This window comes from Tenacibaculum profundi (genome assembly GCF_052050075.1).
GTDB lineage: Bacteria > Bacteroidota > Bacteroidia > Flavobacteriales > Flavobacteriaceae > Polaribacter.
Window position 1 is genome coordinate 3,686,188 of record NZ_CP197225.1, and the last position, 14,672, is coordinate 3,700,859.

Below are 14,672 nucleotides of genomic sequence, written 5' to 3' on the forward strand. Positions count from 1 at the left end.
TTCCCCTTATCATGAAAAGACTTATACTTACCCTAACACTAATGCTCTACAGTCTGCTGTTCTATTCGCAAGAACATGAATTGGCTGGAAAAGAAATGACTGCAAAAGAATTAGCCATTTTGAAAGCTAATGCAGCCTTATCCGATGTGGATTTTACAAAACGTTTTCCTTTGATAGGTGATGGTAAACCGATTCGAGGTGATATGACTTTCATAGCAAATAACAATATTAACTTGCATCGCACCAATCCACATAATGGAAATGCAAGTAATGGAAGAAGTAATCTAGTTTATGTAGATATAGACAACGATCCAAACACTTTTTCATCATCAGCAGCAACACTCAATGTTCCAAGTTGTGCTACGATCGTATATGCAGGGCTGTATTGGGCAGGGATATACCCATATGATACCTGGGAAAATGAAGGAGCTCCCAGCCCCGATTTCAATAAGATTAAGATAAAATTACCAGGGAATTCTAGTTACCAACAAATAGAGGCAGGAATATTAGACCCTAATGAAATAATCTTTAATAACGGAAGTGCTACGTCACGTCCTTATGTTTGTTATAAAGACATTACTAATATAATTAACAAAAATAGTCCGAACGGTGAATATATCGTTGCAGATGTCAGAGGGACAATAGGCCGAGACAGGGAAAGAGGTTTAGGTGGAGCAGCTGGATGGAATATTGTAATTATTTACAAAAACGAAAGAGATACAAGTAAAGAATTCTTTACATTCGATGGTTTTTCATCTATATCTAGTGGAAATAATAGGACAGTTAATATCAGTGGATTTAGAACAGTTCCTTTTGGTCCGGTTAATGCAAAAGTTTTAGTAGCAACTTTAGAAGGTGATAAAAGTATTACTGGTGATCAATTTATGATTCAACAGAGAAATACAGCAAGTTTTTCAACTATTTTTAGTTCAAACAATAATAATAATCCAAGTAATAACTTTTTTAATAGTTCTATAACCAATATTACTGGGGCTGGTAGTCATCAACATGTTACAAACAGGCGACCAAACAGTCGAAACACATTGGGGTATGATGCAGATATTTTTAAACTAGATAATGATACTAAGTCTATACTTACCAACAATCAAACCTCCACAAATTTACGATTTTCATCTACTGGAGATATTTACTGGCCTTTTTTGGTAGGGATGTCCATTGAAGTTATTGAACCAAAAATACGTATTTTAAAAACAGTAGAAGATGCAGCTGGAAATGATATGGCTGGGCAAACAATAGGTTTAGGTGAAGAGCTTTATTACAAATTAACTTTTGAAAATATAGGTACTGATAATGCGATAAATACAGTAATCTCCGATATTTTACCAGCTAATGCTGATTTAGTGATTGATCCATCAACAAATCAACCTTCTGATTTATCTGTGCCTTTAGGCGTTACTCATACTTATACACCTGCTTCAGGAACTACAGGCGGAACAATTACTTTTAGAAATCTTGATCATTTAGTTCGCAAACAATCCGGTAGAAGTGAAATTAGGTTCAGAGTTAAATTAGTAGAAACTTGTAATGATTTGAGGGATGCTTGTTCTGATGTCATTGAGAACCAAGCATTTGCAAGTTATAGTTTTGATGAAGGTGGTGGAGATAGAGTTATAAATGAATCTAGTATTTTTGGTCTTGATCCTTGTGATTCTGGCATTACAGGACCTACTAACTTTTTAGCAGATATCTCTGGTTGTACTTTTGAGCATGAAGCAGTCGTTTGTGATGGTAGAACAGTTAAATTAGTTGCAGCATCAGGGTTTCAAAGCTATGAATGGAGAAATGAGTCTAACGTAGTAGTAGGGAATTCTCAATCTCTTACGGTACGTTCTTCAGATGTAGGAGTCTATACTGTAACAACAACAGCAAAACCTGGTACGGGTTGTATAGAAAAAACGGAAATATTTAACGTTAAGTTAATAGGGGCTGCTTCAAATCCTATTGAATCTTCTTTTGATAATTATTTAAATAGTTGTACATCCAATAACTTAAAGTTAGGTGAAATATATTTGTGTGGTGATGGAAGCTTTCGTACCTTAAATACTGGTGTTGATACCTCTGATGGTTTAACAACAATACAATGGAAGAAAATGGTAGAGGGAAGTTGCCCAGATGTAACAAATAATTGTGCTAATCCTAATAATGCCTGTAATTGGAATGATGTGCCAGGGTCATCTAACCAAAGCTCAATTGATGTTTCAGAAGAAGGGAAGTACAAATTAAAAATAAATTACAATGGTGAATGTACTAGCATTTATTATTTTAATGTTTACAAATCTACATTATCACCAAATATTTCAAAAAAACATATAATTTGTGATACTAATGGTGAAATTACTGTTAATAATATACCAAATGGGTATGAGTACAAATTAGAAGGACCTGGAGGAGCTATATTTCCTTATCAAGGAACAGGTACATTTACGTCCATTGCAACACCAGGCGACTATACATTAAAAATAAGACGAATAAGTAGTTCAGCAGCGGCCTCTTGTGAATATACATTTCCAGGTATAAATATTAGGAAAGAAGTACTTGAGGTAACGGTATCAAAACAAGATATTTTATGTCATGGGGGAACATCACAGGTCTCTATAGGGGTAAATAATAACGTGCCGGGTAGATATACTTATCAGTTATTGCAAGGTACAGATGTAAAAGCAGAAAAATCTTTTAATGATAACCGCCCTGTTACATTAGATGTGCCCGGTGCAGGTACTTACCAAGTTAGTGTAAAAACACCACAATGTGATTATATTGAGGAAATTACAGTAAGTGAGCCAGATGAGTTAACATTATTGGCCACTAAAACTAAAGATATTACATGTTTAAATGGATCTTCAAATGGAATAATAGAGTTACAAGCCAATGGAGGTATAACTACAGGTGTCTATAGTTATGCTCTATGGAAAAAACAAGGAGTTGATTTATATACTAGTATTTCAGATATATTACCATCTGATTTATTAACTTCAACTACCTATACTATCCCTAATGGTGAAGAGGGTGAATACGTGTTTGTAGTAATTGATAGCAATAATTGTTTTGCATTTTCGAGTCCAATAAACGTTTCACTTGAAGCACCTATAACTTTTACGCCTTCTATAAAAGACATATCTTGTAGTGGCCAAGCAGATGGACAAATTATTATTAATACTAACGATAAAAAAGGGTATACTCTAGATTATAATATAGATAACGGATCAGGACCAGGATCATGGAATATTGATAATAAGTTTATTAATTTGGCACCAGGAACTTACACCGTTAATATAAGAGCTACAAGAGATACTTTTCAATGTTTTTATCAATTAACAGATTTAGTTATTAGTAATAAAACAGCTCCATCTGTAAATGCAAGTGTTACACAAAATATTGATTGTGTTACAAGCGGTGGACAGATAACTTTCACCGGTGCTACTGGAGGAACGAGCCCTTATACTTATATTGTTGGAACAGAACAGTCAACGACGAAGACGGTATTTGATAATTTAACCCATGGTGATTATATTGTTAAAATAAGAGATAATAATGGTTGCGAATCAACACCTCAAACTTTAACAATTGATCCCTTACCAATAATTCCTGAATTTACTTACGATGTAACGTATAATTGTGATGGTACTGGAAATGTTACGCTCAATGCTCCAGCAATTCCGGTTTTAATTTATACTTATACTGATCAATCTATAGGAACTGTAAATCCTACAGGTAATGTTTTCCAAAATTTAGCAGTAGGATCCCATAACATTATAGTAAAAACAGATAGAGCTTGTGATAAAATAGTCACTGTGAATGTTGCACCAGGTAACCAATTTGGAGGAAATTTTGTTGATAGCTCAAATAATTTTTGTTTAACAGGTGGAAGTGGAAAAATACAAATTACTGCAGAAAATTATCAAGGGGGTGATTATGAGTATTCTGTTAATGATGGAGTTAGTTGGGATGTAGCAACGACATCACCTTTTGAAATTGTTGGTCTTCCAGCAGGAAATTACGATGTAAAAATTAAGGATCAAGGATGTATAATTGATTTGGCAGATGTAACTATTGAAGACTTTCCAGAACTTGATGTGCAAGCTACATTGACACCTGCTACTTGTGATAGTGGTGCCATCATTACAGCAGAAGGATCTGGAGGTATTCCTCCTTATGAGTATCGAATAATTGGGGTTAATGGAGATGCTTGGCAAACTTCGCCTACATTTACAAACATACCACCGGGTACTACTTCAACTGATTATACGGTTGAAGTAAAAGATAGCCGTGATTGTAGTGAATGTATTTTTGATACTGCTGTAACGGGATGTACAGATCCAAAAATAGATAGCTCAACAAGTTTAAATGATTTATTTGTATTTGACTTTGATACCGTTATTGATGATCAATTTACAGCGACCTTAACTCCTGCTTTAAATATGCAAAGAGGAAACTTAATGTCTAAAAATAAAATTTCATTTTCAGAAAGTTTTAAATTAGATTTTCAGGTTAATCTTGGATCAAAAAAAGGAAACGGAGCAGATGGAATTACGTTTGTGTTTCACAATGACCCAAGAGGTTCTGCTGCTGTAGGTGATTCTGGAGGAGGTCTAGGTGCCTCAGGAATTCAAAATGGAATCGCTTTAGAAGTAGATACATGGAATAATGGACCACCTAAAAACGATATTGCCGATGATCATGGAGCAATTTTTGACACTGATAATGATGCGGCTTTAACAAGTCCAATCGGATTTTCAGAGTTAGAAGATGATAATTGGCATAGCGTTCAAATAACGTGGAACGTAATTACCAATACGCTGTCATACACTATTGATGGCGCTAATGCAGGGTCTCATACAAATTCAGATTTTATAAATACCTATTTCGGGGGGTCTGACGCTATTTATTTTGGTTTTACCTCTGCTACAGGAGCGGCTAACAATAGACATCGAATTAGATTCAATGATTTTTGTAAACAAATTCCTTATTGTCCTATAAGATGTCAAGAGGTTTGTTCAGAAACTGATTCTACTGTAGTTACGGTAAATGCACCGATAGTAGTTACGCATACAGCAACACCGGTAGACTGTTATGACGGCTCAAATGGAGAAATTGTAGTAAATGTTGATCAAGGACTTAAAGACTATATGTTTAGAATTGATGGCGGTCCTTGGATAGAGCCAGTACCAAAAGATGCATCGACTCATACCTTTACAGGACTTTCACCAGCTACATATAGTATAGAAGTTAAAGATGGTGCAGGTTGTATTTCAGTAGCATCTTCTCATACAATCAATCAACAATTATCGGCTTCAGAAGCAATTAAAAACGTTACCTGTACCCCAGGTAGTGTAACTATAAATGCTACTGGTGGTGATGGAAGTTATGAGTTTGCTATTATAGAAACAGGTAGTGGTGCTACACCAGTTTACGGAGCTGTAAACCCATTACCTATAACAACATCAGGAAGTTATGACTATTTTGTTAAAGATGGCTTAGGATGTGTATTTACAAAGACCGTTAATGTTCAACTTGTAGCAACTTTAAATGTTACAACCAATATAACACAGCCCAGCTGTATTGGCGATAATGGAAGTATAGAAGTTGTAATCGCTGGAGGTTTAGCTCCCTATACAATTAATTTTGATGGAACAAATTTAGCATCAGGAGTAACATTACAGTCTGGTTTGGCACCTGGTGACTATCCAATACTAGTTACAGATGCTAATGGCTGTACTTTTGGACCATTTACCGAAACAATAAACACATTAACAAGAGTTGCCAGCACAGCAAGTAAAACAACAGACTTTACTTGTAACACTGATGGAGTGATTACATTTACAGCTGCTACTGGCGGAACACCTCCTTATACTTATGGATTTAACGGTGTTTATAGTGATGACTTAGTATATGATAATTTAACTGATGGGACATATGTATTAACAGTTAAAGATGATAAAGGATGTACAGAAGCTGTAGATACGATAGTAATTGATCCTTTACCAATAATTCCTGAATTTACTTACGATGTAACGTATAATTGTGATGGAACTGGAAATGTTACGCTTAATGCACCAGCAGCTCCGGTTTTAATTTATACTTATACAGATCAATCTATAGGAACTGTAAACCCTACAGGTAATGTGTTCCAAAACTTGGCGGTAGGAACTCATAATATTATAGTAAAAACAGATAGAGCTTGTGATAGAATTGTTGCAGTAACAGTTGAGGCTGATAAAGAGTTTAAAGGTCAAATATCTAATAGTGAAAACCCTTCCTGTAATGGTGGATCCGATGGAGAAATTATCATAACAGCATCTAATTTTAATGGCTCTTATCAATACAATGTAAATAGCACAGGTTGGAACACAACAAGTACTGCTCAAACCACTATTTCAGGTTTAACAGCAGGTGCCTATAATATTCAGATAAGACCTGATGCTAGTTCATTAGCGGTTTGTACTATTGATCTGCTTCCAGTACCAACATTAGTGGAACCAACTGCGTTATTAGCCCCTACGGTTAATGTGATCAAAGACGTAACATGTTCAAATCCAACTGATGCTAGTATCAGACTAACAGATGCAGCAGGAACCTCTGGAACTACACCTAATTTAGGCGGAACACCTCCTTACAAATACAGTATTGATGGAGGAGCATCATTCCCATTCCCAGTAAGTGAAAATGTATTTGATTTACCTCCGGGCAACTATACTTTCGTAGTAGAAGATGCTAATGGATGTACTTCACCCCCAACCGTTCATACAATAGATCCGGCGGAGAATATTGTTTTTACTGCGGTACCAACCAATTGCTATGACGGTACGAATGGTGAAATAGTAATAAATGTTACAGGAGGAAATGGAGAATATCAATTTATTTTAAATGGCGCTTCACCTCAAACACCTTCACCAATAAGTTCAGGTACATATACTTTTTCAGGATTATCTCCAGCAACCTACACGGTAGATGTTGTTGATAAAGCGGGTTGTACTGGAATTCAGAAAACTGTTACCATACATAAGCAAGTTACAGCTTCATATACGATTGAAGACGTTACCTGTAATGATGGAAATATTACGGTAAATGGGCAAGGAGGAGATAGTAGTTATCAATATGCAATCGTTGGAGTTGGCAGTGGAGCAACACCTAGTTTTGGAACTACTAATATTTTCCCTATCACAAGTCCAGGTGATTATGAATATTTCGTACGAGATGGATCGTTGTGTGAATATTCTGAAGTAGTTACTGTTAATCAAGTTCCTAATCCAACATTTACGTTAGCATTACCAAACGCAGAACATGAATGTAACAAAGAAACAGAATCGATTAATGTTGCTATTTCAGATGGTAAAGGACCTTATACTATTACGATAACAGATGGAGGAACATACAATAATAATGTTGTAACTGAAAATTTAAATCATTCATTTCATTCATTACCAGCAGGGAACTATGAAGTAAATGTTACAGACGCTAACTTATGTTCTCCAGGTAGTCAGTTCATTGAAATTTTTGAGTTACCTGAATTAACAGCTACAATTTCAGGAAGACTTCCTTCTACTTGTGTTAATTTTATTGATGATAGCAGTCAATATGGATTTGAATATGATTTATCAGGGACTACTTTACCAGTAGCACCATATATTCTTCAATTGCGCAGGTTAGATGGAACCTGGACTGCAGATCATACTGAAAATATATTTTTAAATATACCACCTGGTACATCAGTGGATCCAGCTATGAGAATTGTAAACGCTTCAGGTGACGTTATTTGTCTAGAGTTTTTAGAAAGATTTGAAACCCCATTTATTGTTGATGGATTAATAATAAATCCAATTGCAAATCCTTCAGATTGTTCAACAGGGTTTAGTGTTACAGTAGAGGCAGTAGGTGGTGTTGGACCTTTTGAATTTGCTATTGACGATATTACTGTATGGGTTGGACCTGATACTTCTAGTCCACCACCATTACCTCCAGCGCCTGTACCTTCGCAGGATCGTACTTTTACCTTTACAAATTTAGTACCTGGTCGTACTTATGATTTTTATGTAAAAGATACTAATGAAAATGCAGGTGGAGCAATACCAGGAGATCCAAGTGATGATTGTATTAAACTAAACGATGAAAAACTTGAATTTAAATCAAGTGTTCCAATTACGCCTGTTGTAGATTCTAATCAATGTAATACAGCAACGAGTTCATCAGCTACAGGAGAAATTACTTTTAATATAGATACTTCAGACCCAAATGTTACTTCTCCATTTACTTGGACGTTATTTAAGCGTGATGCCCTTAGTGTAGGAATTCCAGTTGCAGCTTTTGTTAATGTACTTCATAATTATACCGGTAATGCTACAAGTGTAGTGGCTACTGGATTAGATGAAGGAGAGTATTACATTGATATAACTTCAGGTGCTTCAGGTGTTTGTTCTTGGTCAAGTGAAGATACCTTAATCAAAAAAGGAGAACCAATAACAGGAAATGTTAATGTTGGAAATGATATATCTTGTGGACAAAGCGGTGTTATAAATATTACAAACGTTAGAGGAGGTTTTCCAGGTTATACATTCCAACTTAATGTAACGAATGCTACTGGTATTACAACACCAACATCACTAACTTCAATAGAAATACCTTATGCAAATGTGACAAATGTTGCATTACCTGTAGGTGTAGAAGTTACAGCAGTAGATTCTAATGGATGTTCTGATATCATTGGAAATGTAATCTTGAATGTAAGCCAATTACCTGTCATTAATTCGGTTAATTTAAATAGTTGTGGTGTAAATAATTCAATAACAATTGAAATGGCAAGCGGTTTAGCTCCATATCAATATTCTACTGATAATGGTGTAACATATACACCATCTTCATCAGATAGTCCCTATATAATTGCGGGAGTAGCAGAGGGTAATTATGATATAGTTGTGAGAGATGCAAATGGTTGTGAAAGTGTTAGTCAGCCTTTAACAATTCATCCAGATATTGATTTCAATTTATCGGTTTCTCAAAATCTTAATTGTGTACCGGGTGAAGCAGTCATAGATATTGAAGTATTATCTGGTGGACCAAGCAATTTCACTTATACGATTGCTGGTATTTCAGGAGGTGCAGTTACACCGGCAACAAATGCTGGAAATATAATAGGAGTTTCATCCACAGTATCACACACTGTAAACGCAGAAGGTGTATACAGAATAGAAGTAACAGATATGGCCTCTGGCTGTGTTGATTCTAAGGAAGTTACAGTAGCTCCTGTAATTAATCCAGATTTTATAGTGGAAGCAACTCAAAATAATAAATGTGATGGTTCTAATGCAGGTGAAATAAGAATTACTGAGTCAACAAACGCCAGTAGTCCTTCAGACTACACAATTTTTGTGGTAAGTGGAGGTCCTTATTCAGGTACCATAGATACCAGTGATTTAACCTTCAAAAACCTTCCTGAAGGGCAATACACAATTACTGGAACGAGTACCGTTAATGGTTGTTCAACCACAAGTCCAATCATTGAAATTAAAGAATTAGACCCAATTGAGGTAGTAACTTCAATTAACGATGCTTTTCCTGTTACTGAATTTGGTTGTACATCGGGTAATATTATGAATCAAGCTGTAATTACAGCAATTCCTTCAGAATTGAAAGGAGGTTCAGGAATCTATAACTATAACTTTGTTTACACACCGAATTCCGGTACTCAAGAAACTCTTGATTTACCTAATGGAACAACGCCTTTACAATTTACAACAATGAATGTTTCTGGCGGTCCAGTGGTTATTACAGTTACAGATAGTGAAGGTTGTACAGGTGTGTTTAATACACAAATTTTACCATTTAACGAGATAAGTAATGTTCGTGCAGATATAGATAAACTTATTGATTGTAATACTGGTGACAATATTACCATATTGTACGATGTAACTCCATCAGGAGCTACACCAAATGTAGAGTTCAGTGTTACAGGAATAAATGGTACAAGTTTTGCAAAGCTAACACAAAGCACGCCTTCATTTACAAATCTTCCAACAGGAACCTATGAAATAGAAGTTCATAATACAAATACAGGCTGTAAAGCAGTAGGAGTACATCAAGTAAACCCTGCCCCTGTATTTACTTTAAGCTTAAACCCTTTAAGCAATGTTTCATGTAAAGGGGATACCGACGGTTCTTTTGAATTCGCTTTTAGCGCGACTCCACCTTATACAGGAAATTATGATTATCGTGTATTTAATACAAATGGAACAACCGTTACAACAGATGATACTCAAGTTGGATCTTTAACAACGGGCGTATCTGGAAGTTCAACAGTGACCGGTTTGGGAGCGGGAACATACTATGTAATTGTAGTACAAAACCCTGATAGTCCATTTTGTACTATAACCTCTAATACTATTGAAATTGAAGAATCAGACATCGCCTTAACATTATCGGCGGTGCAAACACCGGTAAAATGTCATAATGGCAATGATGGAAAAATTGTTGCAGAAGCTTTTAACGGATGGGGTGGTTATAGATTTAAATTAGATCCTCTCACAGGAACTTCACCCGCTGTACCTTATTCAGGTTCTGATACTTTTAATAATTTAGCTTTCGGAGATTATAGAGTAACTGTAATAGATGCAAACGGTTGTGAGCAATTTCAAGATGTAACAGTAGGAAATCCTGCTCTTGTTGAGTTTACTTTAACTAAAGATGATAATTCATGTGATTTAACAACAGGTGGTAGCATTACTGTTATACCTACGGGAGGATCTGGTGACTATATTTTTGAATTAGTTGACCCAAGTACAGGGGAGACTATTAGAACAGAAGAAGGAACAGGTTCAGGAGTACCTTTTACATTCCCCGATTTAGCTCCTAATACGTACGAAGTAAATGTAAGAGATACTAATAATTGTTCTGCGGCAAGTCAGCCTGCACAAACATTGTTTAATAATCTTGAGTTTAATGTGTTACCAACTAAGGATATTGATTGTAGTACGTCAAGTCCAGATGGAGAAGTTACCGTTACGATTTCATCAGGTTCAGGGTCTTATGAATACGAAGTGAAAACTAGTGCAGGCGGAGATTTAGTACCTAGAATAGGTACCGGTGGTAATACGGTTACATTTAATGTACCTTCTACAGATACCTATACTGTGCGAGTTTTTGATACGGGTGCAACACCTAATTGTTCTCGTGAACAAGATATTACAATTCATCCGAAGAAAGATGCTCAGTTTACGTTAGCAGCTAGTGTAAATAATATTTGTAATGGAACTGCCTTAGGAGAAATTACAATCAATGAGGTTAACAATGGTATTAATCCATTGACGTATACCATTTCTCCAGATCCAAATGGAATAGGTGCAACAAACGAAAAGGTATTTGTAAATTTACCAGCGGGTATATATACGATAACAGGAGTGGGTACAAATAATTGTAGTCATAATGATGTTATAGAAATTGAAGAAAACAATCTTATTGAATTATCTAGCGCAGCTACGGTCACACCTTTTGGTTGTACTTCAGGAAATGAAACAAATTTAGCGACTGTAACAGTAGATCCAGCTTTAATAACAGGAGGAACAAATGTATATAGTAGTTATTCTTTTATATACACAGCTAATAACGGTACGGTTCAACAACTACTAAATAGCGCAACACCTTCGTTTAATGCAGTAGACCAGTCTGGAGGAACTGTTCAGATAATTGTTTATGACAGTAATAATTGTGAAGGCACTGCGTCTGTAGTTATTCCTGAATTTAATGCGATATCAAATCCAACTGTTGCAGTTGATAAACCAATTTATTGTACCACTGGAGAGGAAATAACCATTAGTTTCACTTCTGTGTCTTCAGTTGCAAATGTAGAGTATAGCGTTGAAGGTGTTAATGGAACAATTTTCCCTAAGGTAACTCAAACGTCTGGTACTACAACAAACCCGGAGAAGTTTATTGGCTTAGGAACAGGTGAGTACACTATTGAGGTTTATAATCCAGACACAGGGTGTAAAATAACGACGTCATATCGTGTAGGAAATCCTCCTGTATATACTATTGGTATATCCAAGAAAAACAGTGTTACTTGTTTAGGATCACCTACTGGATCATTTGATTTTGATTTAAATTCGAGTATCCCTTATACGTTAAGTTATGATTATAATATTGTTAATGCTAACACTGGCTTAACCACTGGAATCACTGGATCAGCATTAGGGTCAGCAGGTGCAATAACTGTTAATGGTTTATTAGCTGGAGTTTACCGTGTTGTTATAACACAAACTGATGCTCCATTCTGTCAAATTACATCAGATGATATTACCATTGAACAGCCTGCAACAGCATTAAAGTTGAATATGAAACCAAATTTAATAAGTTGTGTGAGTCCTACTTCAGGTCAAGTTGAATTAGATGCTTCAGGTGGTTGGGGATCATACGATTATCAATTGGTTAACGTATCAGCTGGAAATACAATAGTTCAGAGTTTTGATAAAAATAATATCATAAACGGATTAGCTGCTGGTGAATATGAAGCTTCAGTAAGAGATTCAAATGGATGTATCGAATCTGACACTTTTATATTGCTAGACCCAACACCAATTACAGCTATTCCAGTAGTTACAACAAACCTTTGTAATGGAGAAGAAACTGCCATAATAACGGTTACGAACACTACAGGAGGGCAAGGAGCCCCACCGTCATATAGGTATACATTAACTATGCCTAATGGAATAACAACAGATAGACAAGAAACTAATGTATTTACAGGCCTAAGAGAAGGAGTATATCAGATAACAGTCCATGATGAGTATTCATGTTCTAGTAGTCCTATTCCTGTGACGATTACAGATCCTTCAATGGTTGTAGCAACCGCAAATCTTAAAGAATTAATTACCTGTGATAGAAATCAAGCTGTTATTGAGGTAAGTGGTTCTGGAGGAACGGGTGGATATACCTTTAGTACTGATGGAGTTAATTTTGTCGCTGGGAATACATTTAATGTAGATCCAGGTACGCATAATTTCTATGTGAAAGATGCTAACCAATGTATTTCTCCACGACCTGATATTGTTACGGTAGCAGACTATGTTGATTTGGAAGCAAGAATTAATGTTGATTCAGGATTCGTAACATGTAATGGAGATGAAAATGGAGCGCTTTCAGCTGACGTTAGTGGAGGGCTTCAAACTTATGAGTTCGAGTTATTAGATGGTGGAGGAACAGTTGTTCAACCACGTCAAAATAGTAATTTATTTTCAGATTTAGGTGTAGGTACTTATAAGATTAAAGTATATAGTTCAAATCCAAATGGAGATGTTTGTACAGCTGAAACAGCTACCGTAGAAATAGAACAACCAGATCCACTGATGGTATCAGAGTCTCACACAGATGTTGGTTGTAATGGAGGAAATGATGGTAGTATTACAGTAAATGCAATTGGAGGAAATGGTGATTATGAATATAACATAATCGGAATGTCACCAAACAATCCTAGCTCTTTCCCTAATAATAAATTTGTAAAAGACCGTGTTTTCAATGACTTGTACCCAGATACGTATACCATAACGATTAAAGATAAAGTAGGTTGTTATGAAGTATTAGAGGTAATCATAGGAGAACCAACTGATTTAAATATTATTTCAACGAATGTTAACAATCAGGTTTGTATTTCAGATCCAGGCCCTAGTTTCACAATGAATGTTACGGGGGGGGCTTTAGCGGGCACAACAGCATCGTATATTTTAACTTTAAACGGAAGACCCATTTCAGGAACTTTCTCTGAAGGAATAATAACTTTAGATGCTAGTCATGGAGTTGAAAGCGGTAATAGATATGTTGTCTCTATTTTACCTGTTGGCAGTACTTGTGAGCCTAAAGAAGTTCCTTTTGAAACAGAAGAAGCAATTGAGCTACTTTTAGACTATAAACTATCTTATAACTGTCCAACTGGAAACACTCTAGATGTTGGAGTTCAAGATAAATATAAAGATGTAGTTGTTTATTCTTTGTATGACGGTGGTGGCTTAATTGATACGAATGATACTGGTTTATTTAGTAACTTACCTGCTGGTAATAATTATAAAGTAGAAGCAGAGCATATAAGTAAAGGATGTCCAGTTTCAAAAGATGTAGAAGAGATAAGAGAATTTAAAGCCTTAGAACTTTTTGTTGATGATTCTGAAAAGAATAAACTTATTGCGTCAGGTAATTTTGGACTTCCTCCATACGAATATAGTTTTGATGGTGGCAGTTTTAGCCCAGATAATGAAATGTTAATTCTAGAAACTAGAGATTACAAAGTAATCGTTAGAGATGATAGAGGTTGTGAGGAAGAAGTGATTATCGAAGGAGTTTATATTACAATTGAAGTTCCTAATATATTTACACCTGATGGTGATGGAGTAAATGATACTTGGTACCCTATTAATGTTGAAGATTACCACGATGTTAAAGTTCATATATATGACAGATATAGTCGTGGGATAACCAAATATGAAGGCCCAGGAGGAAGTCATAAACATAGAAGTGGCAGAATCGCTACACTTCAAGGGTCACACGAAGGTTGGGATGGAACTTATGAAGGAGTGGCACTTCCTTCAGGTGATTACTGGTATACGATTTATTTTAAAGAGTTATCAGGGCAAGAAAGACAAATAATGGGGCATTTCACACTATATAGATAGAAG

1 protein-coding gene is annotated in these 14,672 nt (G+C 35.7%); it reads left to right on the forward strand.

The window, feature by feature from the left end; all coding sequences use genetic code 11:
• Positions 1-11: 11 nt before the first annotated feature.
• On the forward strand, positions 12-14,669 hold the full coding sequence (locus ACSIGE_RS15125) for a lectin-like domain-containing protein (RefSeq protein WP_440880716.1): 14,658 nt from the start codon (positions 12-14) through the stop codon (positions 14,667-14,669).
• The last annotated feature ends 3 nt before the right edge of the window (positions 14,670-14,672 follow it).

What these genes read in the sequence shown, in the direction of transcription:
- ACSIGE_RS15125 (WP_440880716.1), top strand. Translation starts at nt 12, where the DNA reads ATGAAAAGACTTATACTTACCCTAACACTAATGCTCTACAGTCTGCTG.